The organism is Micromonospora halotolerans (assembly GCF_032108445.1).
GTDB lineage: Bacteria > Actinomycetota > Actinomycetes > Mycobacteriales > Micromonosporaceae > Micromonospora > Micromonospora halotolerans.
The window spans coordinates 1,614,478-1,641,105 of record NZ_CP134876.1 but is presented as its reverse complement, the minus strand read 5'-3'; the positions used below and the strand labels follow the sequence as shown (position 1 = coordinate 1,641,105).

The window sequence follows — 26,628 nt, the reverse complement described above, 5'->3', positions numbered from 1 at the left end:
CCGCGCCGCCCGGCCGCGGGCAGCCGCTGCGGCGGCGCCCCGTCGGCTTTCGCCCCCGGCGACGGCTTCTGCCCCGGTACGCCGCTCACGCGGTCACCTCCGCGGTCTGCTGGGACGCCACGATCTCGGCGTACGTCGGGCAGGTCACCAGCAGGTCGTCATGTCGTCCCATTCCGACGACGCCCCCGTCCTCGAGCACGATGATCTGATCGGCGTCGATGATCGTGGAGACCCGCTGCGCCACGATCACCACCACCGCGTCCGCGGTGACCGGCTTCAGCGCGGCCCGCAGGCGGGCGTCCGTGCCGAGGTCGAGCGCGGAGAAGGAATCGTCGAACAGGTAGATCTCCGGCTGGCGGACCAGCGCGCGGGCGATCGCGAGCCGTTGCCGCTGGCCGCCGGAGACGTTCGTGCCGCCCTGCGCGATCGGCGCCTCCAGGCCGCCCGGCATCTCCGCGACGAAGTCCCGGGCCTGGGCGATCTCCAGCGCCGCCCACAGTTCGGCGTCGGTCGCGTCCGGGTTGCCGTAGCGGAGGTTGCTGGCGACGGTGCCGCTGAACAGGTACGGCCGCTGCGGCACCAGCCCGATCCGGCGCCACACCTCGTCGGGTTCCAGCAGCCGCACGTCCACCCCGTCGACCAGCACGGCGCCGGCGGTCGGGTCGACCAGCCGGGGGATCAGGGTGAGCAGGGTCGTCTTGCCGGCGCCCGTGGAGCCGATGATGGCCGTGGTCCGGCCGGGGCTGGCCCGGAACGAGATGTCGTGCAGCACCGGCGCGCTCGCCCCGGGGTACTGGAAGGAGACCCGGCGGAACTCCAGCTCCGCGCGGCGGGTCATCGCGATCATCGGCTCGACCGGCGGCACCACCGACGAGTCGGTGTCCAGCACCTCGACGATCCGCTCGGCGCAGACCGCCGCCCGGGGCACCATCATCAGCATGAAGGTGGCCATCATGACCGCCATGAGGATCTGCATCAGGTACTGCAGGAAGGCGGTGAGCGCGCCGACCTGGATCTGACCGGAGTCCACCCGTTCCGCGCCGAACCAGAGCACCGCGACGCTGGAGACGTTGAGGACCAGCATGACCACCGGGAAGATCAGCGCCTGGAGCCGGCCGATCCGCAGGGCGGTCGCGGTCAGGTCGGTGTTCGCCACCCGGAAGCGCTCGGTCTCGTACGGCTCGCGGACGAAGGCCCGGACCACCCGGATGCCGGTGATCTGTTCGCGCAGCACCCGGTTGACCGTGTCGATCCGGGTCTGCATGAGCCGGAAGCCGGGGACCATGCGCCGGGTGATCAGGCCGAGCATGATCGCCAGGACCGGCACGCAGACCAGCATCAGCCAGGAGAGCCCCACATCCTCCTGGAGCGCCATCACCACGCCGCCGACGCTCATGATCGGCGCGGCGACCAGCATGGTGCAGCTCATCAACACCAGCATCTGCACCTGCTGGACGTCGTTGGTGTTCCGGGTGATCAGCGAGGGCGCCCCGAACCGAGCCACCTCGCGGGCCGAGAAGCTGTTGACGTGCGCGAAGATGCCGGCCCGGACGTCCCGGCCGAAGCCCATCGCGGTCTTCGCGCCCAGGTAGACGGCGATGATCGAGCAGGAGATCTGGAGCAGGCTGACGAGCAGCATCCAGCCGCCCGTACGCATGATCTGGTCGGTGTCGCCGACGGCCACGCCCCGGTCGATGATGTCGGCGTTGAGGCTCGGCAGGTAGAGCGACGCCATCGTGCCGACGAACTGGAAGGCCACCACCGCGGCCAGCAACCGCCGGTACGGGCGCAGGTGGGTACGGAGCAGGCGGATCAGCACGGACGGCTCCCGGATGGGTCTTCGGTGTGGGACTCGCTGTTCCGGTTCAACCGGCGAAGGTCCCCGTCGGACATGCTCGTGATGATTTCCGTGAGGAACTCCCGGATCACGGCCTGCTTCGCCGGGTCCGCGTCGACCGAGGTCAGGGGTCGGTTGCTGTGGATCAGGTCGATGATGGCGAGGGCGTGTTCCCGGCCCTTGTCGGTCAGGCTGAGCTGGACGCTGCGCCGGTCGTGGGGCTCCCGCCGCCGGGCCACGAAGCCGTCGCGCTCCAGGGTGTCGACGATGCCGGTGAGGGTGGCCGGCCGGACGAAGCACCGCTCGGCCATCTCCCGGTGGGTGCTGTCGCCGGCCCGCAGCAGGACGAGCAGCACCCGCATGCCGGCGGAGGTGAGCCCGTGGTGTTCGGCGAGGTAGCGACCCCAGTGCTGCTCCACGATGTGCCCGGCGATCGAGATGAGCCGGCCGAGCGGCGCGTGCTGGAGGGCGTCGGGGAAGCGGACGAGCGGTCCCATGTTCACGGGCGTTAGGTTAGCTCCCGGACGGTAAGGCCCCAAACTATTTACGCGGTCAGCCGAACAGGGGTTGTGGTCGGCCATCTTGTCAATGGCAAGTTAGAGTGCCTCGCATGACCCAGTCCCGCGCGTACCACCACGGCGACCTGCGCCGCGCCCTGCTCGACGCGGCGGTGGAGGTGATGGCCGAGTCCGGCCCGGCCGCGCTGAGCCTCCGCGACCTGGCCCGGCGGGCCGACGTCTCGCACGCCGCCCCCGCCCACCACTTCGGCGACAAGGCCGGGCTGCTCACCGCGCTCGCCGCGCAGGGCTTCGAGCTGCTGGCCGAGGCGCTGCGCGACGCCGGCGACGACCTCGTCGACACCGGGGTGGCGTACGTGGGGTTCGCGGTCCGGCACCGGGCGCACTTCGAGGTGATGTTCCGCCCCGACCTCTACCGCCCCGACGACCCGGCGGTGGTGGCCGCGCGGACCCGGGCCGGCGAGCTGCTGCGCACCGGCGTGGCCCGGCGCACCGGGCGAGGGCCGGACGTCGACGCGCTCGCGGCCTGGTCGATCGTGCACGGCTTCGCCACGCTCTGGCTCTCCGGCGCCCTGCCGTCCCGCGTCGGCCCCGACCCGGAGGCCGCCGCCCGCACCGTGATCAGCCGGCTCTTCCCCTGACGGCCGGGTCCCCCGCGCCCTGGGGCGAGGGACCCGGCCGCCGCGTCACCAGCTCGTCGGCAGCGGCATGCCCTCGGTGTAGCCGGCGGTGCTCTGCACGCCGACCAGCGCCCGCTCGTGGAACTCCTCCAGGTTGCGCGCGCCCGCGTAGGTGAACGCGCTGCGCACCCCGGAGATGATCTCGTCGATCAGGTCCTCGACGCCGGGCCGGGTCGGGTCCAGATACATCCGGGCCGAGGAGATGCCCTCCTCGAAGATCGCCTTGCGGGCCCGGTCGAACGCGCTGTCCTCGGCGGTCCGGGCGCTCACCGCGCGGGCCGAGGCCATGCCGAAGCTCTCCTTGTAGCGCCGGCCGTCGGCATCGGTGTAGAGGTCCCCGGGGGACTCGTAGGTGCCGGCGAACCAGGAGCCGATCATGACGTTCGAGGCGCCCGCCGCGAGCGCCAGCGCCACGTCCCGCGGGTGGCGTACGCCGCCGTCGGCCCACACGTGCCGGCCCAGCGAGCGGGCCGCCGCGGCGCAGTCGAGCACCGCGGAGAACTGCGGGCGGCCCACGCCGGTCATCATCCGGGTGGTGCACATGGCGCCCGGCCCGACGCCGACCTTGATGATGTCGGCGCCCGCCTCGACGAGGTCGCGTACGCCGTCCGCGGTGACCACGTTGCCCGCCGCCACCGGAACCCCGGGGTCGAGCTTGCGGACCGCCCGCAGCGCCGCGATCATCCGCTCCTGGTGCCCGTGCGCGGTGTCCACCACGAGGGTGTCCACCCCGGCCTCCAGCAGGGCGGCCGCCTTGCCGGTCACGTCGCCGTTGATGCCCACCGCGGCGGCGACGCGCAGCCGGCCCCGGTCGTCCACCGCCGGCTTGTACAGCGTGGCGCGCAGCGCGCCCGACCGGGTCAGCACCCCGACCAGGCGGCCCTCGGCGTCCACCACCGGGGCGAGCCGCCGCCGGCCCGCCGAGAGCCGGTCGAAGCCGGTACGCGGGTCCGCGTCCGCCGGCACGGTGTGCAGCTCGGTGGACATGACGTGCCGGAGCTGGGCGAAGCGGTCCACCCCGACCGTGTCCGCCTCGGTGACCACGCCGAGCGGGCGACCGGCCTCGTCCACCACGATCACCGCGCCGTGCGACCGCTTGGGCAGCAGGTGGATGGCGTCGCCCACGGTGTCCGTGGGGCCGAGCGTGATGGCGGTGTCGTGCACCAGGTGCCGCTGCTTGACCCAGGCGACGACGTTCGCCACCACCTCGATCGGGATGTCCTGCGGGATCACCGCGACGGCCCCGCGCCGGGCCACCGTCTCGGCCATCCGCCGGCCGGCCACCGCGGTCATGTTCGACACGACCAGCGGGATGGTGGTGCCGGTGCCGTCGGCCGAGGCAAGGTCGACGTCCAGCCGGGAGCCCACCTCGGATCGGTTGGGCGCCATGAAGACGTCGTTGTAGGTCAGGTCGTGCGCGGGAACCGCGCCATGAAGGAACCGCACCCGGCCATCATTCCTGGTCGCGGCCGGTCCTGCCGCCGCTGGTGGCCCAAACCACCCCCGGCCGACAGGACCGCCGCGGACGTCAGGAGATGGTGCAGATGGCGGCGCCGGCGGTGATCACCGCGCCGACCTCGGCGGACAGCCCGCTGATCGTGCCGGCCTTGTGGGCGTGCAGCGGCTGCTCCATCTTCATCGCCTCCAGGACCACCACGAGGTCCCCCTCGGCGACGGTGTCCCCGTCCGCCACGGCGATCTTGACGATGGTGCCCTGCATGGGCGAGGTGAGCGCGTCGCCGCCGACCGCCGCGCCGGCCTTGGCGCCGCCGCCCCGGCGGGCCGGCTTCTTGCCGGCGGGCGCGGCGACCGCCGTACCCGCGCCGAGACCGGCCGGGAGGGTGACCTCCAGCCGCTTGCCGCCCACCTCGACCACGACGGTCTCGCGCTCGGCCGGGCCCTCGACGGCGCCGGCGGGGGCGGTGAAGGCCGGGACCGTGTTGTTCCACCCGGTCTCGATCCACCGGGTGTGCACGGTGAACGGCTCGGCGGTGAACGCCTCGTCGCGGACCACCAGGCGGTGGAAGGGCAGCGCAGTGGCCATGCCCTCGACGACCATCTCGTCCAGGGCGCGGCGGGCCCGCTCCAGCGCCTCGGTGCGGGTCTCGCCGACGATGATCACCTTGGCCAGCAGCGAGTCGAAGTTGCCGCCGATCACGTCGCCGGCCGAGATGCCGGTGTCCACCCGGACGCCCGGGCCGGTGGGCAGCCGCAGGGCCGTGATGGTGCCCGGGGCGGGCAGGAAGTTGCGGCCCGGGTCCTCACCGTTGATCCGGAACTCGATCGCGTGCCCGCGCGGGGTCGGGTCCTCGGTGAACCGCAGCTTCTCGCCGTCGGCGATGCGGAACTGCTCGCGGACCAGGTCGATGCCGGCCGTCTCCTCGGTCACCGGGTGCTCCACCTGGAGCCGGGTGTTGACCTCCAGGAAGGAGATGGTGCCGTCCGCGCCGACCAGGTATTCCACCGTGCCGGCGCCGTGGTAGCCGGCCTCCCGGCAGATTGCCTTGGCGCTGTCGTGGATCTGCCGGCGCTGGGCCTCGGTGAGGAACGGCGCCGGGGCCTCCTCGACCAGCTTCTGGTGCCGGCGCTGCAGCGAGCAGTCGCGGGTGCCCACCACGATCACGTTGCCGTGCTGGTCGGCCAGGACCTGCGCCTCGACGTGGCGGGGCTGGTCCAGGTAGCGCTCGACGAAGCACTCGCCCCGGCCGAACGCGGCGACCGCCTCGCGGGTGGCCGACTCGAACAGGTGCGGGATCTCCTCCATGGTGCGGGCCACCTTGAGGCCGCGCCCGCCGCCGCCGAAGGCCGCCTTGATGGCGACCGGCAGGCCGTGGTCGACGGCGAAGGCCATCACCTCGTCGGCGTTGCCCACCGGGTCCGGGGTGCCGGGGACCAGGGGCGCGCCGGCCCGCTGGGCGATGTGCCGGGCGGTCACCTTGTCGCCGAGGTCGCGGATCGCCTGCGGGGTGGGGCCGATCCAGGTCAGCCCGGCGTCGATGACGGCCTGGGCGAAGTCGGCGTTCTCGGAGAGGAAGCCGTAGCCGGGGTGCACCGCGTCGGCGCCCGCCTTGGCGGCCACGTCGATGAGCTTGTCGATGCGCAGGTAGCTGTCGGCCGCCGTGTCGCCGCCCAGGGCGTACGCCTCGTCGGCGAGGGTGGCGTGCAGGGCGTCCCGATCGGAGTCCGCGTAGACGGCGACGCTCGCCAGGCCGGCGTCGCGGCAGGCGCGGATGACGCGGACGGCGATCTCGCCGCGGTTGGCGATGAGTACCTTGCGCACCTTGGTGGCTCCTCCCGAGGTCGTTGCCGGGAGTGTATCGGCCGGGGATTCGGCCCTAACGATCGCTCAGTGTGGGATGCCGCACTGTAGTCAAATTTGGCTATTACGCTTGTCCGGTGTCGGCAACACGGATGATGATTCTGGGCCTGGTGCGGTGGATGCAGCCGGTGCACGGCTACGACGTACGCCGTGAGCTGCTCAGCTGGAGCGCGGACAAGTGGGCCAACGTGCAGCCCGGTTCGATCTACCACGCCCTGCGCAAGCTCACCGACGAGGGCCTGCTCCGGACCGTCTCCGTCGAGCAGGTCGGCGCCCGCCCCGCCCGCACCACCTACGAGGTGACGCCGAAGGGGGACGAGGAGTTCGAGACCCTGCTGCGGGCGCAGTGGTGGCAGCTCAACGAGCCGTCGGACCCGTTCGTGGCGGCCTTCTCGTTCCTGCCGGCCATGCCGCGCGACGAGGCCGCGGCGGCGCTGCGCAACCGGGCGAACCTGATCCGCGCCGGCGTCGAGTCGATGCGCGCCTCGTTGGACTCGGACTGGGTGCGCACCCGCAAGCCGGTGCACGTCGGCTGGATGTTCGAGCTCTGGCTGGCGCGGGCCGAGGCCGACATGGCCTGGTGCGAGCGGATCGCCGAGCGGATCGAGTCCGGAGTGTCGTACCTGCCTGCTGGGCTGGAGCAGGCCGAGGGATGGTCGGGCTGGACGCACGGCGCCGCTCCCGACGCGGAATAATCAACGTTGACTACAAGAGTTATATCGCGTTAGTCTCTGCGCGAGCCGTGGGGAAGCCGTGCGTCCTCCTCGCGGACCATCGGCGGCCGGTCGCGTCCGGCCCGGAGGACCAGGAGCAGACATGATCGAGACCAGGGGGCTGCGGAAGTCGTTCCGCTCCCGCGCGGGTCGCGAGACGAAGACCGTGGACGCGGTCCGGGGCGTCAACCTCGAGGTGGCCGAGGGGGAGATCTTCGGCTTCCTCGGCCCCAACGGCGCCGGCAAGACGACCACCCTGCGGATGCTCGCCACCCTCATCGAGCCGGACGGCGGCGAGGCCACCATCGCCGGCGCCGACCTGCGGAAGGACCCGGCCGAGGTGCGCCGGCGCATCGGCTACGTGGCCCAGGGCGGCAGCACGTGGGACGAGTCCACCGCCCGCGAGGAGCTGGTGCTGCACGCCCGGCTCTACGGCATCTCCAAGGCCGAGGCGAACCGCCGCGCCACCCGCGCCCTGGACGCCTTCCAGCTCAGCGAGTACGCCGACCGCAAGTGCAAGACCTACTCCGGCGGCCAGCGCCGGCGGGTCGAGATCGCGCTCGGCATCATCCACGAGCCGAAGATCGTCTTCCTGGACGAGCCGACCACCGGCCTCGACCCGCAGAGCCGGGCGCACATGTGGGACGAGATCCGCCGGCTGCGCACCGAGGGCATGACGGTCTTCATCACCACGCACTACCTCGACGAGGCCGACGCGCTCTGCGACCGGATCGCGATCATGGATCACGGCGAGGTGGTCGCGGAGGGCACCCCGGCCGAGCTGAAGCGCGAGATCTCCGGCGAGGTGGTGCTGGTCGGCCTCGACGCCGCCACCACCCCACAGGCCGCCGAACTGCTCGACACCGAGGCGTACGTCAGCAAGCTGGAGACCGCCGACGAGGGCGGCCTGCGCCTCTACGTCGACGAGGGCGCCACCGCCATCCCGCAGGTGCTGCGCCGCCTCGACCACGCCGGGCTGGAGCTGCGCTCGATCGAGCTGCACCGCCCCAGCCTCGACGACGTCTTCCTCACCAAGACCGGCCGCTCGCTGCGCGAGTCCTGAGCATCGGGAGCACTGTCATGAAACTCGCCCGCGACACCTGGCTGATCTTCCAGCGCCAGATCCAGCTGCTGCTGCGCAACCCCGTGTGGGTCTTCGTCGGCGTCTTCCAGCCGGTGATGTACCTGCTCCTCTTCGCCCCGCTGCTCAAGCCCGCGCTGCGGGTGTCGACCCAGGCCGAGGCGTACAAGATCTTCGTGCCCGGCCTGCTCGTGCTGCTGGCCATCTTCGGCGGCCTGTTCCAGGGCTTCGGCCTGATCGCCGAGCTGCGCGCCGGCGTGATCGAGCGGTCCCGGGTCACCCCGGTGAGCCGGCTGGCCCTGCTCCTCGGCCGCTCGCTGCGGGACGTGGTCTCGCTGATCGCGCAGGCGGTCATCATCACCCTGCTCGCGCTCCTGTTCGACCTGCGCGTCTTCATCGGCTACCTGCTGCTCGCGTACCTGATGCTGGCCCTCATCGCGCTGATGACCTCGGCCGTCTCCTACGGCGTCGCGCTCAAGGTCAAGAGTGAGGACGCGCTCGCCCCGCTGATGAACACCGTCGCCCAGCCGGTGCTGCTGCTCTCCGGCATCCTGCTGCCGCTCATGTACGCCCCCGGCTGGCTCCAGGGCGTCGCCGACTGGAACCCGTTCTCCTGGGCGGTCGACGGCACGCGGGCGCTCTTCGCCGGTGACCTGGCCAACGACAAGGTCTGGCAGGGGTTGACGATCATCGCGGTGCTCGCCGTCGCCGGGGTGGTCTGGGCCGCCCGGCAGTTCGCCCGCAGCGTCCGCTGAGGGGGACGAGAGCTGCCTCTCAACCAGGGCGGGGTGCCGGCCGCGCGCGCGTAGCGTAAGGCCGGTGCCCCGCCTCACCCGTGACCGGACGACCTGGCTGACCTACGCCCAGCTGGGGATGTGGGGCTTCTTTCTCTACGGGTTCGGCCCCGTCGTCCCGCTGCTCCGCGACGAGCAGGGCACCAGCGCCGCCGTGGCCGGCCTGCACAGCACCGGCATCGCGGTCGGCGCGCTGGCCGGCGGCGCGCTCTTCGCGCCCGCGGCCCGCCGCCTCGGCCGCGGCCCGGCCATCTGGCTCGGCCTCGCCGGCGTGGCGGCCGGCGTCACCGCGCTCGGTCTGCTCCACCCGCTGCCCGCCACCCTCGCCGCCATCGCGGTGATCGCCACCTTCGGCATGATGGTGATCAGCGGAGTCAGCGTCGTGCTCACCGCCCACCACGGGCCCGCCGCACCGGCCGCGCTCACCGAGGCCAACGCCGCCTGCGCCGGCATGGGCATCCTCGCGCCGCTGGTCATCGGCGCGACCGTGGACGCCGGCCTCGGCTGGCGGCCCGCGATGGCCGCCGAGGTCGGGCTGATCACCCTGGTCGCCCTCGCCGCCGTGACCTTCCGGGTACGCCTGCCGAAGACCGCCCCCGCTACCGCGGCTGCCGCCACCCCGGCTCCCGCTTCCACCGCCGCCGCCCCGCGGCCAATCTTGGAGACTTACCGTTCGTCCCGAACGGAAACTGTCCAAGATCTCGGGCAGCGAGCGGTGCCGGGGCAGCTGCCGCGGGCCTACTGGATCGCCTGGGTGCTCATGTCGGTCACCGGGTCGATCGAGGTCTGCCTGTCGCTCTGGACCGCGGACGTGCTCCGTACCCACGCCGGCCTCAGCGCCGGCGGGGCGTCGGCGGCCGTCGCGGCGATCGTCTGCGGCATGTTCGCCGGCCGGCTGGCCGGCGGCCGGCTCGCGCTGCGCTGGCCGCCCGTGCCGCTGCTGCTCGGCGCGCTGACCGTCTCCCTGGCCGGGTTCGCGCTGTTCTGGTCCGCCCCGGTGGGCTGGCTGGCCGTCGCCGGCCTGGTCGTGCTCGGGCTCGGCAACGCCCTGCACTACCCCCTGGCGATCTCCATCGCCCTCGCCGCCGCCGGGCCGGCCGCGGACAAGGCGGCCGGCTGGGCGTCGTACTCGATGGGGGTGGGTTTCGGGATCGCGCCGGTCGCGCTCGGCTGGGTGGCCGACGGCGTCGGCCCGCACCTGGCCTTCCTGCTCCTGCCCGGCTTCATCGCCGCGGCCATCCTGCTCACCGTGCGCCTCGGCCGCGCGTTGCGCCTGCCCGCACCCGGCGACGACCGCACCCCGGTCTCCGCCGCCGCGTGACCGCCGGACCGGCGCTGCTCGGTCAGAGCACCCGGGCCAGGGTCACCCCGTCGGCGATGGGGAGCATGACAACCTCGACGCGGACGTCGGCGAGGATCTCGTCGTTGAAGGCGGCGATCGCCCGGTCGTCCGCGTTCTGCGGGGCGAGCACCCGCCCGGCACGCAGCGTGTTGTCCACCGCGATCACCGAGCCCGGACGCATCCTGGGCACCAGCTCGTCCCAGTAGACCGGGTAGCCGACCTTGTCGGCGTCGATGAACGCGAAGTCCAGGTAACGCTCCTGCGGCAACTCGCGGAGGGTGTCCTTCGCGGGGCCGATGCGCAGCTCGATCCGGTCCTCGACGCCCGCGCGGGCCCAGTACCGCCGGGCCACGCCCGTGTACTCCTCGGAGATGTCGAAGCAGGTCAGGCGACCGCCCTCGGCGAGGCCCCGGGCGATGGCCAGCGACGAGAGGCCGGTGAACGTGCCCACCTCCACCGCCTGCCGGACGCCGAGCAGCCGGGTCAGGAAGGTCAGGAACGCGGCCTGCTCCGGCGCGACCTGCATGTCCGCCTGGGCGGGAAGGGCGGCGCGGGTCTCCTCGGCCAGCTCCCGGACGATCTCGTCGGGGGCGGATCCGTGCGCCACGAGGTACGCGTGCAGTTCCGGGGTCAGCGGCAACGGCTTCGTGCTCATGACCGGACGTTAGCCGAGATGTTCGATGTCCTGGCCCCCGGGCGCGACCTTCGTCCACAGGTCGGTGATGTTCAGCCCCAACTCGCCGAGGAGACCGCGCAGCAGAGGCAGGGACAGCCCCACCACGGTGCCCGGGTCGCCCTCGATGCCGGTCAGGAACGCCCCGCCCAGCCCGTCGATGGTGAACGCCCCGGCCACCGCCAGCGGCTCACCTGTCGCCACGTACGCGGCGATCTCCGCGTCGCTGATGTCGGCGAAGTGCACGGTGGTCGAGGCCACCGCCTCCGCCCGGGACTCGTGCGTCGCGTCCAGCAGGCAGTGGCCCGTGTGCAGCACCCCGCTGCGCCCGCGCATCCGCTGCCAGCGCCGGGTCGCGTCCGCCGCGTCCGCCGGCTTGCCCAGAATCTCCCCGTCGAACGCCAGCACCGAGTCGCAGCCGAGCACCAGCGTCCGCTCGTCCGGGTGGGGACGCAGCCGGCCCCGCACCGCCTCCGCCTTCAGCCGGGCCAACTCCAGGCACAGCTCCTCGGCGCGGTCGGTGACCACCTGCGACTCGTCGACGCCGCTCACCAGCACGTCGGGTTCGATCCCGGCGGCCTGAAGCAGCTTGCGGCGGGCGGGACTCTGCGAGGCGAGCACGAGGCGCAGCGGCACGGAGGTCGACATCCCACCGACGCTACCGGCTGATCCGCGGCGGCGGGTCGTCGGCGCGTCGACGTCGCCGCCAGACCAGGTAGCCGCCGCCCGCTGCCAGCAGCACACCCAGCGTCGCCAGGCCACGCGCGGTGTCGTTGTCCTTCTCGGCCGCGCTCGCGGGAGGCGTCGTGACCGACGGTGTTTCGAAGCCGAGCGGGGGGACGTCGGCCGTGAGGGCGGCGACAAGATCGATGACGCCGTAGCCGTACTCGTCGTCGCGGCCGGGTGGGCCCTTGTCGATCGCGGTGGCGGTCAGGCGGTGAGCGACCTCCTCGGCGGGGAGGTTGGGGTACTTGGACCGGATCAGCGCTGCGGCACCGGCCACGATCGCCGTGGCATCGGAGGTGCCTGTGCCGACGCGATAACCGCCGTTGACCCCAGTGCTGTAGATCTCCACCGCCGGTGCCACCACGTCGATCTGCGGGCCGGTGACAGAGATCGCGGCATGGTTTCCGTGCTTGTCGACACCACCGACGGCAATGACGCCCGGCTCGCTTGCGGGATAGCCAACGTAGCTATCCTCAGGTCGATTGCCACCGGACGCAACGATGACAACATTCGCTGCGAGGGCCATGTTGATCGCCCTGATCAGTCGTTGGCTTGTCCCACCCACGCTTGAAATGTTGATGATCTCCGCGCCATTCGAAAGGGCGTATTCGATGCCGTCCGCCAAGGCATCTGCCTCACCGGAGCCACTGGCTGGTGTTACTAGCACCGGAAGGATCTTCGACCGAGGCGCCACGCCCATAGCTCCCCCACCTTGACCCGATGCAGCGATCAAGCCGGCCATTGCCGTGCCATGCCCGTTCAAATCACGGCGACCGTCGCCGGCTCCTCCCGGTATGACGTCGGTGCCGTCGAGGAGGTTCGGTGACAGATCGCGGTGAGCGTCAACACCCGTGTCCAGTACCGCTACGGTCACTCCTTCCCCGAGGCTCGAGCGGTGAGCCTCGACCGCGTGAAGGAATTTCAAGTGCCACTGCTTTGCGTGAGTGGGCTCGCGCCTCGACCCATGAGCGAGTGATTCAACCTGACTTACGTGCGGAGCCGATGCGGTGATAAGCGCAGCTGCCAGTAATGACGCAATCGCCTTGCTCACCTATCAAAACCAATTGCAGGCCCAGGATCAATGGGGCCTTCGTCTCCGGGTGGCCGCATAACCGGGTCAACGCCCTGATCTGTCTCCCACGGGTCATCCGGATCCCATCCCCGTTTTCCGCCGTGGTCTGTTTCTCGCCAAGTGGCCGGCCCCTTAGACGGATATCCTGAGCTGGATGAGTTGCCGAAGGGCGGCATCGCGTGGGCGGCGGACGCCCGTGCACCCCCCGGCCGAGACCCTGCCGCGCCTGTAGGCGACGTGCCAGCAGCGCCCCCGCCGATGACCCCACCAACTGGATTAGTCCTGCGAGGCGACACCGGCGCGCCCGATTGGCCCATGCCCGCCCCCGGCACACCGCCGATCAGGCCCCCGGGTTGCATCGGCCGCGAAGGCTGCGCCAAGTTGTTTGGTAGTTCTCTCGGGCTGGCCGGCCTGAACTGGCCATCGCCTGTTCCGCCCAAGGGAGATCTGGGGCTGCTGCCTCTGCCTGGTGTTGTAAGCGGTGGCAACGCCGAAGGCTGTCCAAAGTTCGGAGGCGTAGGGGGTACAAGGGTGTTCGGCAACGTGCCGCTAGGGCTAGGGCTAGGGCCAGCGGGGCTGGGCGCTAGTCCTGACGAGACCCCCCCTAGAACGGGTCCACCCCCGATAACAGGGCGGACACCTGTGCCGCCGCCGGAGAGTGGTTTCGAGGGCTTGGTGCCTCCGGAAACGGGGTGTGCAGTGACTGGGCCTGCCGGAATTGGCACGACCGGCGGGATGATGGGCGCGGGACCGGCAGCGCTACTCGCGGCGTCCACGTCGGGCGAGTCTCGGACTGGTCGAGCTGGTGGTGGAGGTTGGCGGAGCATGACTTGGGCTTGTTGGAGTTCGCCGCTCAGTCCCGTCATCAACCCCCGCGCCCGCACGTTCAGCTGCTCAAGGTCCGCGTCCGTCACCGGCGGCTTCTCCGGCAGCCGGCTTCCCGCCACCGCCTTCGGGTCGGCGAGGATGGCCTCGTACGCCTGCTTCTGCCGCACCTTCTCCGCGTACTCGTCGAAGAGCGGTTCGAGTTCGGCCCGGGTGCTGCCGATGGCGCGGGTGGCGGCGGCGAGCGCGTCGTAGTTCGCGGCGGCGGCGTCGTGGGTGCGCTGCACCTGGTCGATGAGCTGGTCGAGTTCGCCGAGGTATGCGCGCGCGGCGGCGTTGGTCTCCGGGGGCCACGCCTCGGCGAGCCCGCGCCGGTATTCGCGCAACCGGCTGACGTGGGCCAGGGCGAGGTCGCAGATCTTGCGCCAGCCGGCGACCTGCTTCCACTGGCCGGTGGTGTCCTGGTCCTGGAGGCACGCCCACATGCTGAGCACGTCCATGAGGCGCCAGTCGGTGAGCCCGGAGGTGCGCCCGCTGCCCCGTTCGATCACGGCAGGACCACCCGTTCCTGTTCGGGTGCCGTGGGATCGGTCAGTGGCGGCACCGGGCGGGCGGTCGCGGTGGACGGCGCGGCCAACGCCCGTTCGACATCGGCGACCCGGGCCGAGGAGAAGGCGTCGGAGTCGCCGTAGGTCGTCGCGATCTGGCCGGCGGCGCCGGCGAGGCGGCCGGTGGCCGGGGCCAGGTCCCAGACCATGGTGACGGTGGCCTTCTGGGTCTCGTGGTGGGCCTGGAGGAACTGCACCAGCTCGATGAACGCGTCGGCCGGGTTGGGGACCGGGGCCTTCATGTCGTCGGCGATGTACGACAGGTGGGGGGCGTAGTTGCGGCTGACCTCGTCCTGGAGCCGGTCGGCGAACTCGCGCATCCGTCGGATGTCGGCCTCGATGCCGCCGTAGTCACGCAGCCAGCCGGCCGGCTGGTTGTCCTCCGGGATCATCGACCCTCCCTGCCCGTCACCGCACGGTTTCCCTGAGTGAGGTTAATGGCTCGGCGCGGATCCCGGCAGTCCTGATGCGGGGGTGCGTACCCGGGAAGGGTCAGCGGGGGAGGCCGGAGGCGCGCCAAGCGCCGGGGCCGGCGGCCGGGGCCGCGCCGGCCGGACGGGCGCTGCGCGCCCAGTGCGACACGGCGGCCGGCGGCGTGGTCGCGGCCGGTCGGGTCCGCACCACGATGGCGCCGACCAGGGCGGCCAGCTCGTCGGCGGTGGGCACGCCGCGGACGATCCGGAACAGCGGCTCTTCGGCAGACATGCCGACAGGGTACGCGTCCAGAACTTGACCTTCACCGCACAGTGGCGTGCCGCCGGTGTAGCCGTCAGGGCTGCCGGGTACGGTTTCTGCGATGTCTAGCGCGCTTCCCCAACTCGTCGCCGACCGGTACCGGCTCATCTCGCCGCTCGGCCAGGGCGGCATGGGTCGGGTGTGGAAGGCGCGCGACGAGGTGCTGCACCGCGACGTGGCGATCAAGGAACTCGTCCCGCCGCCCAGCCTCACTCCGGAGGAGCGCCGCGAGATGCGGGAACGCTCGTTGCGGGAGGCCCGGGCCATCGCCCGGCTCAACAACGTCAACGTGGTCCGCATCTTCGACGTGCTGCGCACCGACGGCGATCCGTGGATCGTCATGGAATACGTGCCGTCGAAGTCGTTGCAGGACACCATCGCCGAGGACGGCCCGGTCACGCCGGCGAAGGCCGTGGAGATCGGTCTGGGCGTGCTGGGCGCGCTGAAGGCCGCGCACAAGGCCGGCATCATGCACCGCGACGTGAAGCCGGGCAACGTGTTGCTCGGCGACGACGGGCGCGTGGTGCTCACCGACTTCGGCCTGGCCACCATCCCGGGCGACCCGAACGTCACCCGCACCGGCATGGTGCTGGGCTCGCCCGCGTACATCGCGCCGGAGCGGGCGAAGGACGGCACGGCCGGGCCGGAGGCCGACCTCTGGTCGCTGGGTGCCACGCTCTACGCCGCCGTCGAGGGCAAGTCGCCCTACGCGCGGCCGTCGGCGATCGCGACCCTGGCCGCGCTCGCCACCGAGCCGCTGCCGCCGCCGAAGAACGCCGGGCCGCTGAAGCCGGTGCTCCAGGGCCTGCTCCGCAAGGACCCGGAGGAGCGGATCACCGCCGAGATCGCGGAGCGCCTGCTGCGCAAGGCCGCGGGGCGGCGGGCCAAGGGCATCTCGCTGCTCGACGGCGTACGCCGGCCGGGGCCGAACGGTCCGCGCGTGCCGCGGCCGCCGCTGGTGCCGGCGCCGCGACCCGCCGACGACCAGGCCGAGCCGCCGGTGCCCCCGGCGCCGCGCAAGCCCGACGCGGGTACGTCCGCGGCCGCCGTCGCCGGTGGCGCGGCGGTCGCCAGTGAGACGGCGAAGGTGTCGGCCGGCTCGGACGCCGCGCCGACCGCCAAGGTGACCCCGCCGGTCGCCGAGCCGACCACCAAGCTCGACGCCGCGCCGGCGGTCGACGAGACCCGGGTGGACGGTGCCGATCCGGCGCTTGACGAGACGCGGCTGGACGGCGGGCCGGTGGTGGTGGAGCCGCCGGCGCCGCCGAAGAACCCGACCTCCGTGCTGGCCGAGCCGCTGAGCCCGGCGCCGTCGACGGGCCGGGCCGCGGTGATCCCGGGGGAGAAGCCGGAGCGCAACCGCCGCAACCTGCTGATCGGCGCGTTGGTCGCAGTGCTGCTGGTCGGCCTCGCGGTGGCCGTGCCGCTGCTGAACAACGGCGACGACGACCAGGGCGGGGGGCAGGCCACCGCCACCTCGACGGTCCCGGCGCCGGCCCCGCCCGGTCCGGGGACGAGCGACACGCCCTCCTCGACCGCGCCGACCAGTGCCGCACCCAGTGTGACCCCGTCGGCGTCGGCGACTCCCTCGGCATCTGCCGGCGCTCTCCCCGCCGGCTGGCACTACTACAAGGGCTCGAACGGCTTCCAGGTGCCGGTCCCCGACGGCTGGCAGGCCCGGGTCCGCTCCGACAACGTCGTGCTCTACGAGGTCGGCGGGGCGCGGCGGGTGCTGTTCATCCAGTGGACCCCCACGCCCAAGAAGGACGCGTACGCCGACTGGCAGTCGCAGGAGTCGAGCCGCCGGAACTACGTCGACAACTACAAGCTGGTCGGGATCACCCGCTGCGACGGCTACTACCGCACCTGCGCCGACTGGGACTGGCTGGAGACGCGCAACGGCGGCACCCGCTTCCACGTGCGCAACCGGGGCGTGGCCACGGCCAGCAACCGGGGCTACGCGCTGCGCTGGGAGGTCCCGGCGAACGCCTGGGACGCGAACCTGGCCAACTGGGAGATCATCACCAAGGGCTTCAAGCCCGATCGGATGAATTGATCCGGCAAATCCCGCCGTTGCGAAACTGACTCGCATGGCCTTCCGTCCTCGGGGGTATTGAGACCGCGACGACGGAAGGAGGTACGACATGGGTTACCGACGCAAGGACACGGGTCCCCGGCTGGCACTGTGGATGCTCGTCGCGCTCGGGGACGTGGTGCTGCTGCTGATCAGCGCCGGTCTCTCCGCGCCGGTCGCGGTGCTCGGTGTCGTCGCCCTCACCGTCGCGGGGGTGGCGGCGTGGCGGCTGGCCCGCCGGACCACCCTGGCCGGTCGGGGCGCGGTCCCCGTGCCGGTCGGCCCGCGACGCAGGGTGTGACCCGCGCGGTCAGGACGGCAGTGGCGGCAGCCGGACCGGCTATCGACCTCGGTCGTAGCCGATCCCGCTGCCGCCGACTGGCGACCGTGGGGGTTGGTCAGGTGTTGTTGGCCAGGGCGATCAGCCGGGTCCGGTCACCGTTCCAGTAGTTGCGGTCGACGTTGCCGCTGATCCCGGAGACGGCGCCGCTGCTGGTGTACTGCCAGAAGCTCCAGAACGGGGCGCCGGCCGGCAGGGTGCCCACCGTGCTGGACCAGCGGGCGACCCACAGCGGGTGGTTGGCCCACGGGGCGGTCCAGCTGCCGGTGCACTGGTTCCACCAGCTGGTGGTGGTGTAGATGACCGCGTACCGGCCGGTGCGGGACCGGTAGGTGTTGAGGAAGTCCTGCACCCAGTTGCGCATGCCGGTGGTGGTCAGGCCGTAGCAGTAGCCGCCCGCGTACGGGTTGCCCTCGAGGTCGAGCGCGGCGGGCAGCGTGCGGCTGTCGGCCGACCAGGCGCCGCCGTTGGAGGCCAGGTAGTTGGCCTGGGTCGAGCCGGCGGAGATGTTCGGCCGGGCGAAGTGGTACGCCCCGCGGATGACCCCGGCGTTGTAGGCGTTGACGTAGTTCGCGTTGAAGTTCGGGTCCTTGTAGCTCGTGCCCTCGGTGGCCTTGATGAAGGCGAACTGGATCCCGGCGTTCCGCACGCTGGTCCAGTTGATGCTGCCCTGGTAGCGCGAGACGTCGATGCCGGGGGTGGTCGCCGCGGCGGCCGGTCCGGCGGTCGCGAACAGGGCCGCTGCCGCGGTGGCGGCGACGGTCAGGCCGGCGGCGAGCAACCGGCGCATGGAGAGTCTGGTACGAGCCATCGATGCCTCCAAGTACGTCAATGATTGACGCCAATCTTTGGAGGTAAGTGCCCTAGATCGCAAGGGGGCTTAAAGAATTTTTCATAGACGATCGTCGTCGCCTGCCCGGTCCGCACGACACGGGGCCTCGAACGGGACAGCTCCGGCCGGTAGGCTCCCCGCCCATGCCTCTGATCGACGGCCTCACCACCCTCTGGGACAAGCTGCTCGGCGCCCAGCCGGACCCGCCGCCGCTGCTGGTGCTGCTCACCGCCGTCGTCGCGCTGGTGGTGGTCGCCACCCGGCTGCCCTGGCGGATCGCCCGCAACGCAGTGACCATCGCGCATGAGGGCGGCCACGCGCTGGTGGCCCTGCTGACCGGACGGAAGCTGCGCGGCATCCGGCTGCACTCGGACACCTCGGGCCTCACCCTCTCCGCCGGCCGCCCCTCCGGTCCGGGGATGATCCTCACCCTGCTCGCCGGATACCTGGCCCCGTCCCTGATCGGTCTGGCCGGGGCGTGGCTGCTCGCCGGCAACCGGATCACCCTGCTGCTCTGGGTCGCGGTGGTGCTGCTGCTGGCCATGCTCGTGATGATCCGCAACGTCTTCGGCGTGCTGTCGCTGCTGGTGACCGGCGGCGTGGTCCTGGCCGTCTCCTGGTACGCCTCGCCGCAGGTGCAGGCGGCATTCGCCTGGACGTCGGTCTGGTTCCTGCTCTTCGGTGGCGTCCGCCCGGTGATCGAGCTGCAACGCCTGCGCAGCCGGGGGCGGATGCCCGAGTCGGACGCGGACCAGCTCGCCCGGCTCACCCCGTTCCCGCCGCTGTTCTGGGTGACCGTGTTCCTGCTGGTCAGCCTGGCCGCGCTGGGCGCCGGCGCGCTGCTGCTCGCCGGCCCGATCCTCACCGACGCCGGCCTGACCATCTGAGCGGCGCCACGCCCGCCTCGGAACGCCGCCGAGTTCGCCGCGCGAGGGCCGAGCCGCCCCGCGAGAAGGGCCACGGACCGGGCCGCCCTGCCGTTGTGCAGTGGATCACCCAGCGGCATGGGGCGGGGAGCGGCAGAATCGGACACGTGCGATACGTGATCATCGGGGCGGGCGCGGTCGGCGGCACCATCGGCGTACGGCTGGGGGAGGCCGGCCGCGACGTGACGCTGGTGGCCCGCGGCGCGCACCTGGACGCGCTCCGGGAGCGGGGTCTGACCCTGCGGACACCCGACGGCACGGTGACCAGCCGGCTGCCCGCGGTGGCCGGGCCGGACGGTCGCCCCCTGCCGGCGGACACCGTGCTGGTGCTCACGGTCAAGTCCCAGGACACCAGGGCGGCCCTGGCGACCTGGGTCGACACCCCGGTCGAGGGCGGCGGCACGGCGGGCGAACGGCTGCCCGTCGTGCTGGCGCAGAACGGCGTCGCCAACGAGCCGGCCGCACTGCGGCTGTTCGCCCGGGTGCACCCGGTCTGCGTCTGGCTGCCCGCCACCCACCTGGAACCCGGCGTGGTGGTGGCAAACGGGTACCCGCACCCGGGGATGCTGCACCTGGGCCGCTACCCGTCCGGCGCGGACGACACCAGCCGCGCGGTCGCCGCGGATCTGACCGCCGCCGGGTTCGTGGCGCCGGTCCGCGACGACGTGATGCGCTGGAAGTACGGCAAGCTCCTGGCCAACCTCGGCAACGGCCTCCAGGCGCTGCTCGGCCCGGAGGTGCCCGAGCCGCTGGCCGCCCGGGTACGCGCCGAGGGGGAGGAAGCGCTGGCCGCCGCCGGCATCGCGCACACCACCCGCGCCGAGGAGGACGCCGAGCGGGGCGACCGGGTGGGGCACCGGCCGGTCGACGGCGAGGAGCGGGCCGGCGGCTCCACCTGGCAGAGCCTGGCCCGGGGCGCCGGCTCCGCCGAGGCCGACCACCTCAACGGCGAGATCGTGCTGCTCGGCCGGCTGCACGGGGTGCCCACCCCGGCCAACGCGGCCGTCCAGACCGCCGTCCGCCGGGCGGTCCGGGAGCGCATCCCGGCCGGCGGCTTCCCCCTCGCCGAGCTGGAGAAATTGGTCGGCTGACCGGGCAACCGCGGCCCGGGTGCCAGGCGTCTCCCCTGCGACCGCCACGGGGGAGGTAGCAGGGTGCCGGACGTCGACGGGTTCGACGAGTTCTACCGGGGCAGCCGACAACGGCTGCTCGGCTTCGTCTACGTGCTCACCGGCAACCTCGCCGAGGCCCAGGACGCCGTGCAGGAGGCGTACATCCGGGCCTGGCAGCGCTGGTCGACCGTGCGCGGGTACGACGACCCGGAGGCGTGGGTGCGGGTGGTGGCCAGCCGGATCGCGGTGAGCCGCTGGCGCAGCCTGCGCAGCCGGGCTCGGGCCTACCTGCGGCACGGTGCGGAGGAGAGCATCCCGGGGCCGAGCACCGACACGGTCGAGGTGGTGGCCGCGCTGCGCCGGCTCCCCGAGGAGCAGCGCATCGCCATCGCGCTCTACTACCTGTGCGGCATGCCGGTGGCCGAGGTGGCCCGGGAGACCGAGGCGCCGGTCGGCACGGTGAAGGCGCGGCTCTCCCGGGGGCGGGCCGCCCTCGCCGGGCTGCTGGCTGTCGTGGATCTGGAGGAGGCCGCCGATGCGTGACGATGACCCGACCTTCGTCGAGCTCATGCAGCGGGAGCTGCACGCCGTCCGCTGGCCGGAGCCGGCGGAGCTGCGGGCGCGAGCCCGACGCCGCAGCCGGCGCACGGCGCTGGCGGCGGCGCTCGCCGTGCTGGCGGTCGCCTCGGGGACCGCGCTGGTGGAGGCCGGGCGGGCCGCTCCGCACGCCGCGCCGCCGGCCGCCGCGCCGGCGTCGGCGCGGCCCACCGCGACCGCCTGGACCGCCACCGAGGTGCCCGCGGAGGTGCTGCTGGCGCCGGCGGACCTGCGGACGAGGACCGGGGTCCCGTTGACCGAGGCCGGCGTCCGCGAGGACATCCGGCTCGACGACCTGCTGCTGTACTGCCGGAAGCACCAGAGCCTGTCGACGGAGTGGGCGGAGTCCCGATACTCCCGCTCGGTGACCATCCTGCGCGAACGTCCGGCGGCCGACGAGCAGCGGCCGGACCAGGTGCTGGCCATGCAGGACGTCTACCGGGTCGCGCCGGACGTGGCCGACCGGGTCTTCGCCGGGATGGGCGAGCTGCTCGCGCCGTGCCGCCGGTGGCAGTTCAGCGGCCCCACCCAGTGGCAGGGAAAGACGGTCAACGCCCAGGTCGTCCAGTCCTGGCAGGAGGTCGACCACGACTTCGCCGGGGACGACTCGGTGCTGCTGCGACACACGGTCGGCCCGGCCCGCAACCTGGACACCGGGAAGCCGTTGGGCGATCTGAGCAAGCCGAACAGCCGGGTGGTGCTCCGGGTCGGCGACCTCGTCAGCGTGATCCAGGTCGGCCGGGACGGCACCGAGGCCGACCTGCGGAAACTGGCCGTGGTGGCGGCCGGCCGGATGTGTTCCGCCGCCCACCCGCGCTGCTGACGCGACGGCCCCCCACCGGTTGACGAGGTGGGGGGCCGCCGTGGCGTCCGCGTCAGAGCGGGATGTTGCCGTGCTTCTTCGGCGGCAGCGTCTCACGCTTCGTGCGCAGCACCCGCAGCGCCCGCACGATCTGGGTACGCGTCTCGTGCGGCGGGATCACCCCGTCGACGTACCCGCGCTCGGCGGCGATGTACGGGTTGGCCAGGGTGTCCTCGTACTCGGCGATCTTCTCGGCCCGGACGGCGGCCGGGTCCTCGGCGTTGGCCAGGTCCGAGCGGTAGAGGATGTTCACCGCGCCCTGCGCGCCCATCACCGCGATCTGCGCGGTCGGCCAGGCGAAGTTCAGGTCCGCACCCAGGTGCTTGGAGCCCATGACGTCGTACGCGCCGCCGTACGCCTTGCGGGTGATGACGGTGACCTTCGGGACGGTGGCCTCGGCGTACGCGTAGATGAGCTTCGCGCCGCGCCGGATGATGCCGTCCCACTCCTGCCCGGTGCCGGGGAGGAAGCCGGGAACGTCCACGAAGGTCAGCACCGGGACGTTGAACGCGTCGCAGGTGCGCACGAACCGGGCCGCCTTCTCCGAGGCGGCGATGTCCAGGGTGCCGGCGAACTGCATCGGCTGGTTGGCCACCACGCCGACCGGGCGCCCCTCGACCCGGCCGAAGCCGACCACGATGTTCTGCGCGTAGAGCGGCTGGACCTCCAGGAACTCGCCGTCGTCGAGGACGTGCTCGATGACCCGGTGCATGTCGTACGGCTGGTTGGCCGAGTCCGGGATCAGCGTGTCCAGCTCCCGGTCCTCGTCGGTCACGTCGAGGATCGCCGGCGCGTCGAAGACCGGCGGCTCGTCCAGGTTGTTCGACGGCAGGTACGACAGCAGCGCCTTGACGTACTCGATTGCGTCCTCCTCGTCGGTGCCGAGGTAGTGCGCGTTGCCGCTGCGCGCGTTGTGGGTGCGGGCGCCGCCCAGCTCCTCCATGCCCACGTCCTCGCCGGTGACCGTCTTGATGACGTCGGGGCCGGTGATGAACATGTGCGAGGTCTGGTCGACCATCACGGTGAAGTCGGTGACCGCCGGGGAGTAGACCGCGCCACCCGCGCACGGGCCCATGATCAGCGAGATCTGCGGGATGACGCCGCTGGCCCGCACGTTGCGGAAGAAGATCTCGCCGTAGAGGCCGAGCGAGGCGACGCCCTCCTGGATCCGCGCGCCGCCCGAGTCGTTGATGCCGACGACCGGGCAGCCGATCTTCATGGCGAGGTCCATGAGCTTGACGATCTTCTCGCCGAAGACCTCGCCCAGGGAGCCGCCGAAGACGGTGAAGTCCTGCGCGAAGACGCAGACCTGCCGGCCGTCCACCGTGCCGTAGCCGGTCACCACCCCGTCCCCGTACGGGCGGGTCTTCTCCAGCCCGAAGTTGGTCGAGCGGTGCCGGGCGAATTCGTCCATCTCGACGAAGGAGCCCTCGTCGAGGAGCATCTCGATCCGCTCCCGAGCGGTCTTCTTGCCCCGCGCGTGCTGCTTCTCGACCGCGCGCGCCGACCCGGCGTGCACCGCCTCGTCGAGCCGTCGCTCCAGGTCCGCCAGCTTGCCGGCGGTCGTGTGGATGTTGATCCCGGTCTCGGTAGTCACCCAGGGAATATAACGATGGTTCAGGTGGGTGACGCTGTGCAGTGCGCCTCACCGCTTCCGGACGACCGGCCGGCGCGCGGGCCGTAGGCTGGCGGGATGCCCGGCTCGCCGTACACCGATCTGGACCGCCCGCCGCTGTCCGCGGCCCGGCTGCAACGCGCGCTGGTCGCCCCGAACGGGCCCTGGCGCCGGCTGGAGCTGCGCGCCGAGACCGGCTCGACCAACGCCGACGTGGCCGAGGCCGCCCGGGCCGGCGAACCGGAGGGCCTCGTGGTGGTCGCCGAGCGGCAGACCGCCGGCCGGGGCCGGCGCGGCCGCGTGTGGCAGTCGCCGCCGCGCGCCGGCATCGCGACCAGCGTCCTGCTCCGGCCCGGTGAGGCCGTCGCGGAGCGCGGCTGGTCGCCCGTGCCACCGCAGGGGTACGGCTGGCTGCCGCTGCTGGCCGGCGTCGCGCTGGTCGAGGCGGTGGCCCTGCTGGCCGAGCTCGACGCCCGGCTCAAGTGGCCGAACGACCTGCTGCTGGACAGCGCGAAGTGCGCGGGGGTGCTCGCCGAGGCGGTGCCCGGCGCGGGGCCGGACCAGCCGCCCGCCATTGTGGTGGGCATCGGCCTCAACGTGACCCTGCGCGCCGACGAGCTGCCGGAGAACCCGACCGGGCTGCCGGCCACCTCGCTCCAGCTCGCCGGTGCCGCCGCCACCGACCGGGACCCGCTGCTGCGCGCCCTGCTGCGCTCGCTCGCCGACTGGTACGAGCGCTGGCGCGACGCCGGGGGCGACGCGGTCGCCAGCGGCCTGCGGGACGCGTACCTGGCGGGCTGCGCCACGGTCGGCCGGGAGGTCCGGGTGCTGCTCCCAGACGGCCGGGAGGTGCGCGGCACCGCCACGGGCGTGGACCCGGACGGGCAGCTGCTGGTCACCGGCCCGGAGGGGGAGCTCCGCCTGGCCGCCGGCGACGTGCTGCACCTGCGCTGAAAGGAAGGGCCCCCTGTTAACGCTTGCGGTATAGCAGGGGCCCCCTCCTAACACCCGCCGCGCGGCTGATCCGGGGACGTGCGCCGACCGGTTACGGTCAGCGCGTCCTGTTCTGCCGAGGAGGTTCCCGTGGCGTTCCCCGAAGACGTGCTCACCGAGGACGAGCACGTCGTGCTGCATCTCCACCCGCACTGGAAGGCCCTGATCCGGCCGATCCTGGTGCTGGTGCTCGCCGTCGCGGCGGTGGTCGCGGGCTGGGTCCTCCTGCCCGACGGCGACGGCGGCACCATCGCGCTCTACGTGATCGCCGCGCTCGGCCTGGTGCTGGTGTTCTGGCTGGGGCTGTGGCCGTTCCTGATCTGGCGCACCACCCACTACCTGTTCACCAACGAGCGGGTGCTGCTCCAGGAGGGGGTGTTCTCCCGCAACCGGCGGGACCTGCCGCTGACCCGGATCAACGACCACGCCATGCACCAGAAGTTCGTGGAGCGGATGCTCGGCTGCGGCACGCTGACCATCGAGTCCGCCGGTGAGCGCGGCCAGTCGGTGCTCACCGACGTGCCGCACGTCGACAAGGTCCAGACCAGGCTCTACGAGCTGGTCGAGGCCCACCACGACCGGCACAGCCTGGGCGACGGCGAGATGCGCGAGATCCTGGCCGACATGACCGAGGGCAAGCCGCTTCGTGACCCCTCCGCCTGACCCCGGCGCGTTCCGGCGCCCGCTGAGCGGGCGCCGGAACGCCGGGTCGGAGTCAGCGGCGCGGGGCCCGGCGCGGGGTGGGCTGGAGTTCGGCGGCCAGCTCCGCGTCCAGGTCGGCGCCGAGGGCGCGGCCCAGGCCGGCGTCGGCCGGTGCCGGGCGGACCTGCTGTGGCGGGTAGTCGCCCACGGGGCGCTCGCCGAGCGGCCGCTCGGTCTCCTCCAGCTCGCTGACCGACTCGGCAAGCTCGGCCACCGGGTCCATCTCCGCCATGGTGTCCCACTCGTCGCGCGGGATGGCGTGCCAGGTCTCGTCGGCGTGCTTGGGCACCGGCTGGAACACGAACGTCCGGTAGGACCAGAAGCGGAACAGGGTGGCCAGCAGGACGCCGCCGGTCTTCGCCACGTTCAACGCGAGCAGGCTGTGCACGCCGAGGCCGTACTTGGCCAGCGCCAGGATGCCCAGCTCGATGACGAGACCGGCCCCGTTGAAGAGGAAGAACAGGACGTATTCGCGGCGAAGCGCCGATTTCGGCCGATCCCGGTACGTCCAGTGCCGGTTCATCAGATATGACGTGATCGTCGCGACGATGGTCGCGATGACGGTCGCCTTCAGCTGGCCGTTGCGGAAAACCGTGAGTGCCAGCGCATTGAACACCGCGTAATTGATGACGGTGTTGATGCCGCCGACGATGCCGAATTTGAGCGCCTCGTGGATGAACTTCTGCCAGCGCTCGGGCAGCAGACGGACAAGAGGCATGCGGAACACCTTAGGGCAGTGGGCAGGGCCGGCTGGGCCCGGCAGGACGGGATGGGCGGTGGGTCACGCCCCGGACTCTCGGTCGCGGCTCGTCGCCGGAACGGGCGGATTTCCCGCCTCGACGAAAACGAACCGTCGGTACGACCAGAACCGGAACAGCGTCCCCAGGCCGGTGCCGACGATGAAGCTGGCGATGTTGTCGGCCAGCGGGGTCTGGAACACCTCGGGCCACACCGCGCCGAGGCCGTAGCGGCTGATCGCGAGGCAGCCCACCGCGATGCCGAGGCCCACCCCGTTGAAGAAGAAGAACAGCGCGTACTCCCGGGCCGGGTGGGAGCGCTGGCGGTGCCGCCAGGTCCAGAACCGGTTGCCGAGGAACGCCAGGGTGGCCGCGATCACGGTGGAGACGGTCTTGGCCGCCACCGGCGGCATGTGCCGCACGCTCGCCAGGTAGTTGAAGAGCGCGAGGTCGACGAGGAAGGCGAAGCCACCCACCGTGGCGAACTTGCTCATCTCCCGGACCAGGTGACCGAAGCGGTCGATCAGGGTCCCGATCAGACCTCGACGGGTCTGCGGAGCCCCCGGTTGGTCCCCGGTCATCGTCGCGGCCACCCGCCGAGAGTACCGGGTGCGCGCTGCGGGGACGGGCCGCAACGGCGAGTCGGCGGTCCGCCGCCCCGGCGCGGTCGCCCCCGGGCGGCCCGACGCGTCCCGCGCCCCTTCCGGCGGCCGCCGCCCGTTTCCGGTATCCGTGAGCGCAGCGTAACCACGAGTGGCGGAATTGTGGAGCGGATCACGGAATCGTCGTTCGGGTCATCGTGGTCGACTTCCACCCGTCGGGCGTCTCGGCGGAGCCCGCGGCGAACCGGCCCGTCGAAGGTTCTCCGCAAGATTTGCGTGAAACTGCGCGCGAAAGCGGGTAAGAGATCGCGAT

At 72.3% G+C, this 26,628-nt stretch carries 27 protein-coding genes; 13 read left to right on the top strand and 14 right to left on the bottom strand.

Annotated features, from left to right (window positions below):
- Nucleotides 1–85 precede the first annotated feature (85 nt).
- Nucleotides 86–1,819, bottom strand: coding sequence for an ABC transporter ATP-binding protein (locus RMN56_RS07540; protein WP_313723105.1), 1,734 nt, complete (start codon nucleotides 1,817–1,819; stop codon nucleotides 86–88).
- Nucleotides 1,813–2,334, bottom strand: a complete 522-nt coding sequence (locus RMN56_RS07535; protein WP_313724669.1) for a MarR family winged helix-turn-helix transcriptional regulator — start codon at nucleotides 2,332–2,334, stop codon at nucleotides 1,813–1,815. Before RMN56_RS07535 ends, RMN56_RS07540 begins: the two co-directional genes overlap by 7 nt.
- A gap of 113 nt (nucleotides 2,335–2,447) precedes the next feature.
- Here RMN56_RS07535 and RMN56_RS07530 point away from each other — a divergent pair, with 113 nt between their 5' ends.
- Nucleotides 2,448–2,996 carry a TetR/AcrR family transcriptional regulator gene (locus RMN56_RS07530; protein ID WP_313723104.1) on the top strand — a complete coding sequence of 183 codons (549 nt, stop codon included), beginning with the start codon at nucleotides 2,448–2,450 and terminating at the stop codon, nucleotides 2,994–2,996.
- A 45-nt stretch (nucleotides 2,997–3,041) separates the two neighbouring features.
- Here RMN56_RS07530 and RMN56_RS07525 read toward each other — a convergent pair whose 3' ends face one another.
- Complete coding sequence (locus RMN56_RS07525; protein WP_313723103.1) at nucleotides 3,042–4,481, bottom strand: GuaB1 family IMP dehydrogenase-related protein; 1,440 nt, start codon at nucleotides 4,479–4,481, stop codon at nucleotides 3,042–3,044.
- 82 nt (nucleotides 4,482–4,563) lie between these two features.
- A complete protein-coding gene (locus RMN56_RS07520; protein WP_313723102.1) occupies nucleotides 4,564–6,315 on the bottom strand; it encodes an acetyl/propionyl/methylcrotonyl-CoA carboxylase subunit alpha in 1,752 nt (583 codons plus the stop codon).
- 131 nt (nucleotides 6,316–6,446) lie between these two features.
- On the opposite strand from RMN56_RS07520, the gene RMN56_RS07515 reads away from it, so the two are divergent.
- The 4 genes from RMN56_RS07515 to RMN56_RS07500 all read left to right on the top strand — a co-directional run bounded on the left by RMN56_RS07515 (nucleotide 6,447) and on the right by RMN56_RS07500 (nucleotide 10,263).
- Nucleotides 6,447–7,049 carry a PadR family transcriptional regulator gene (locus RMN56_RS07515; RefSeq protein ID WP_313724668.1) on the top strand — a complete coding sequence of 201 codons (603 nt, stop codon included), beginning with the start codon at nucleotides 6,447–6,449 and terminating at the stop codon, nucleotides 7,047–7,049.
- Between the two features lie 121 nt (nucleotides 7,050–7,170).
- Nucleotides 7,171–8,130, top strand: coding sequence for an ATP-binding cassette domain-containing protein (locus tag RMN56_RS07510; protein ID WP_313723101.1), 960 nt, complete (start codon nucleotides 7,171–7,173; stop codon nucleotides 8,128–8,130).
- A gap of 17 nt (nucleotides 8,131–8,147) precedes the next feature.
- A complete protein-coding gene (locus RMN56_RS07505) occupies nucleotides 8,148–8,903 on the top strand; it encodes an ABC transporter permease (RefSeq protein ID WP_313723100.1) in 756 nt (251 codons plus the stop codon).
- Nucleotides 8,904–8,967: 64 nt separating this feature from the next.
- Nucleotides 8,968–10,263, top strand: a complete 1,296-nt coding sequence (locus RMN56_RS07500; RefSeq protein ID WP_313723099.1) for an MFS transporter — start codon at nucleotides 8,968–8,970, stop codon at nucleotides 10,261–10,263.
- A 22-nt stretch (nucleotides 10,264–10,285) separates the two neighbouring features.
- Here the strand turns inward: RMN56_RS07500 and RMN56_RS07495 are convergent, their stop codons facing one another.
- The 6 genes from RMN56_RS07495 to RMN56_RS07475 form a co-directional block, all read right to left on the bottom strand.
- Nucleotides 10,286–10,939 (bottom strand): O-methyltransferase, encoded by a 654-nt coding sequence (locus RMN56_RS07495; RefSeq protein ID WP_313723098.1) that lies wholly within the window; start codon nucleotides 10,937–10,939, stop codon nucleotides 10,286–10,288.
- A 9-nt stretch (nucleotides 10,940–10,948) separates the two neighbouring features.
- Nucleotides 10,949–11,605 (bottom strand): Maf family protein, encoded by a 657-nt coding sequence (locus RMN56_RS07490; protein ID WP_313723097.1) that lies wholly within the window; start codon nucleotides 11,603–11,605, stop codon nucleotides 10,949–10,951.
- 10 nt (nucleotides 11,606–11,615) lie between these two features.
- The gene (locus tag RMN56_RS07485; RefSeq protein WP_376787311.1) at nucleotides 11,616–12,695 is read right to left on the bottom strand and encodes a S8 family serine peptidase; all 1,080 of its coding nucleotides are present in this window, start codon (nucleotides 12,693–12,695) and stop codon (nucleotides 11,616–11,618) included.
- A 35-nt stretch (nucleotides 12,696–12,730) separates the two neighbouring features.
- The gene (locus RMN56_RS32630; protein WP_376787283.1) at nucleotides 12,731–14,131 is read right to left on the bottom strand and encodes a hypothetical protein; all 1,401 of its coding nucleotides are present in this window, start codon (nucleotides 14,129–14,131) and stop codon (nucleotides 12,731–12,733) included.
- A complete protein-coding gene (locus RMN56_RS07480; protein WP_313723096.1) occupies nucleotides 14,128–14,580 on the bottom strand; it encodes a hypothetical protein in 453 nt (150 codons plus the stop codon). Before RMN56_RS07480 ends, RMN56_RS32630 begins: the two co-directional genes overlap by 4 nt.
- 100 nt (nucleotides 14,581–14,680) lie before the next feature.
- Nucleotides 14,681–14,893 (bottom strand): acyl-CoA carboxylase subunit epsilon, encoded by a 213-nt coding sequence (locus RMN56_RS07475; RefSeq protein ID WP_313723095.1) that lies wholly within the window; start codon nucleotides 14,891–14,893, stop codon nucleotides 14,681–14,683.
- A gap of 91 nt (nucleotides 14,894–14,984) precedes the next feature.
- On the opposite strand from RMN56_RS07475, the gene RMN56_RS07470 reads away from it, so the two are divergent.
- Both RMN56_RS07470 and RMN56_RS07465 read left to right on the top strand, forming a co-directional pair.
- On the top strand, nucleotides 14,985–16,979 hold the full coding sequence (locus RMN56_RS07470; protein WP_313723094.1) for a serine/threonine-protein kinase: 1,995 nt from the start codon (nucleotides 14,985–14,987) through the stop codon (nucleotides 16,977–16,979).
- Between the two features lie 88 nt (nucleotides 16,980–17,067).
- Entirely contained in the window at nucleotides 17,068–17,298 is a 231-nt protein-coding gene (locus RMN56_RS07465) for a hypothetical protein (protein WP_313723093.1), read from the top strand.
- Between the two features lie 97 nt (nucleotides 17,299–17,395).
- Here the strand turns inward: RMN56_RS07465 and RMN56_RS07460 are convergent, their stop codons facing one another.
- A complete protein-coding gene (locus RMN56_RS07460) occupies nucleotides 17,396–18,148 on the bottom strand; it encodes a GH25 family lysozyme (RefSeq protein ID WP_262287336.1) in 753 nt (250 codons plus the stop codon).
- A 164-nt stretch (nucleotides 18,149–18,312) separates the two neighbouring features.
- Between RMN56_RS07460 and RMN56_RS07455 the strand changes: the two genes are divergently transcribed.
- The 4 genes from RMN56_RS07455 (at nucleotide 18,313) to RMN56_RS07440 (ending at nucleotide 21,627) form a co-directional block, all read left to right on the top strand.
- The gene (locus RMN56_RS07455; protein ID WP_313723092.1) at nucleotides 18,313–19,056 is read left to right on the top strand and encodes a M50 family metallopeptidase; all 744 of its coding nucleotides are present in this window, start codon (nucleotides 18,313–18,315) and stop codon (nucleotides 19,054–19,056) included.
- Between the two features lie 146 nt (nucleotides 19,057–19,202).
- Nucleotides 19,203–20,186: a ketopantoate reductase family protein gene (locus RMN56_RS07450; RefSeq protein WP_313723091.1), complete on the top strand. Its 984-nt coding sequence runs from the start codon at nucleotides 19,203–19,205 to the stop codon at nucleotides 20,184–20,186.
- A 63-nt stretch (nucleotides 20,187–20,249) separates the two neighbouring features.
- A complete protein-coding gene (locus RMN56_RS07445; RefSeq protein ID WP_313723090.1) occupies nucleotides 20,250–20,750 on the top strand; it encodes a SigE family RNA polymerase sigma factor in 501 nt (166 codons plus the stop codon).
- Entirely contained in the window at nucleotides 20,743–21,627 is an 885-nt protein-coding gene (locus RMN56_RS07440; protein WP_313723089.1) for a hypothetical protein, read from the top strand. The genes RMN56_RS07445 and RMN56_RS07440 overlap by 8 nt, the downstream gene beginning before the upstream one ends.
- 52 nt (nucleotides 21,628–21,679) lie before the next feature.
- Here the strand turns inward: RMN56_RS07440 and RMN56_RS07435 are convergent, their stop codons facing one another.
- On the bottom strand, nucleotides 21,680–23,263 hold the full coding sequence (locus RMN56_RS07435; protein WP_313723088.1) for an acyl-CoA carboxylase subunit beta: 1,584 nt from the start codon (nucleotides 23,261–23,263) through the stop codon (nucleotides 21,680–21,682).
- Nucleotides 23,264–23,359: 96 nt separating this feature from the next.
- Here RMN56_RS07435 and RMN56_RS07430 point away from each other — a divergent pair, with 96 nt between their 5' ends.
- Together RMN56_RS07430 and RMN56_RS07425 are read left to right on the top strand one after the other, a co-directional pair.
- Nucleotides 23,360–24,235 carry a biotin--[acetyl-CoA-carboxylase] ligase gene (locus tag RMN56_RS07430; protein ID WP_313723087.1) on the top strand — a complete coding sequence of 292 codons (876 nt, stop codon included), beginning with the start codon at nucleotides 23,360–23,362 and terminating at the stop codon, nucleotides 24,233–24,235.
- A 129-nt stretch (nucleotides 24,236–24,364) separates the two neighbouring features.
- Nucleotides 24,365–24,937 carry a PH domain-containing protein gene (locus tag RMN56_RS07425; protein ID WP_313723086.1) on the top strand — a complete coding sequence of 191 codons (573 nt, stop codon included), beginning with the start codon at nucleotides 24,365–24,367 and terminating at the stop codon, nucleotides 24,935–24,937.
- Between the two features lie 52 nt (nucleotides 24,938–24,989).
- On the opposite strand, the gene RMN56_RS07420 is transcribed toward RMN56_RS07425, so the two are convergent.
- Both RMN56_RS07420 and RMN56_RS07415 read right to left on the bottom strand, forming a co-directional pair.
- A complete protein-coding gene (locus RMN56_RS07420) occupies nucleotides 24,990–25,694 on the bottom strand; it encodes a GtrA family protein (RefSeq protein WP_313723085.1) in 705 nt (234 codons plus the stop codon).
- Between the two features lie 63 nt (nucleotides 25,695–25,757).
- Nucleotides 25,758–26,294: a GtrA family protein gene (locus RMN56_RS07415; protein ID WP_313724666.1), complete on the bottom strand. Its 537-nt coding sequence runs from the start codon at nucleotides 26,292–26,294 to the stop codon at nucleotides 25,758–25,760.
- Nucleotides 26,295–26,628: the final 334 nt, after the last annotated feature.

Bases quoted from the DNA above. Each gene is read 5' to 3' on its own strand.
- RMN56_RS07480 (WP_313723096.1), bottom strand. From the start codon at position 14,580: ATGATCCCGGAGGACAACCAGCCGGCCGGCTGGCTGCGTGACTACGGC.
- RMN56_RS07420 (WP_313723085.1), bottom strand. From the start codon at position 25,694: ATGCCTCTTGTCCGTCTGCTGCCCGAGCGCTGGCAGAAGTTCATCCAC.
- RMN56_RS07430 (WP_313723087.1), top strand. From the start codon at position 23,360: ATGCCCGGCTCGCCGTACACCGATCTGGACCGCCCGCCGCTGTCCGCG.
- RMN56_RS07440 (WP_313723089.1), top strand. From the start codon at position 20,743: ATGCGTGACGATGACCCGACCTTCGTCGAGCTCATGCAGCGGGAGCTG.
- RMN56_RS07515 (WP_313724668.1), top strand. From the start codon at position 6,447: ATGATGATTCTGGGCCTGGTGCGGTGGATGCAGCCGGTGCACGGCTAC.
- RMN56_RS07490 (WP_313723097.1), bottom strand. From the start codon at position 11,605: ATGTCGACCTCCGTGCCGCTGCGCCTCGTGCTCGCCTCGCAGAGTCCC.
- RMN56_RS07470 (WP_313723094.1), top strand. From the start codon at position 14,985: ATGTCTAGCGCGCTTCCCCAACTCGTCGCCGACCGGTACCGGCTCATC.
- RMN56_RS07455 (WP_313723092.1), top strand. From the start codon at position 18,313: ATGCCTCTGATCGACGGCCTCACCACCCTCTGGGACAAGCTGCTCGGC.
- RMN56_RS07465 (WP_313723093.1), top strand. From the start codon at position 17,068: ATGGGTTACCGACGCAAGGACACGGGTCCCCGGCTGGCACTGTGGATG.
- RMN56_RS07495 (WP_313723098.1), bottom strand. From the start codon at position 10,939: ATGAGCACGAAGCCGTTGCCGCTGACCCCGGAACTGCACGCGTACCTC.
- RMN56_RS07460 (WP_262287336.1), bottom strand. From the start codon at position 18,148: ATGGCTCGTACCAGACTCTCCATGCGCCGGTTGCTCGCCGCCGGCCTG.
- RMN56_RS07535 (WP_313724669.1), bottom strand. From the start codon at position 2,334: ATGGGACCGCTCGTCCGCTTCCCCGACGCCCTCCAGCACGCGCCGCTC.
- RMN56_RS07510 (WP_313723101.1), top strand. From the start codon at position 7,171: ATGATCGAGACCAGGGGGCTGCGGAAGTCGTTCCGCTCCCGCGCGGGT.
- RMN56_RS07505 (WP_313723100.1), top strand. From the start codon at position 8,148: ATGAAACTCGCCCGCGACACCTGGCTGATCTTCCAGCGCCAGATCCAG.
- RMN56_RS07415 (WP_313724666.1), bottom strand. From the start codon at position 26,294: ATGACCGGGGACCAACCGGGGGCTCCGCAGACCCGTCGAGGTCTGATC.
- RMN56_RS07530 (WP_313723104.1), top strand. From the start codon at position 2,448: ATGACCCAGTCCCGCGCGTACCACCACGGCGACCTGCGCCGCGCCCTG.
- RMN56_RS07475 (WP_313723095.1), bottom strand. From the start codon at position 14,893: ATGTCTGCCGAAGAGCCGCTGTTCCGGATCGTCCGCGGCGTGCCCACC.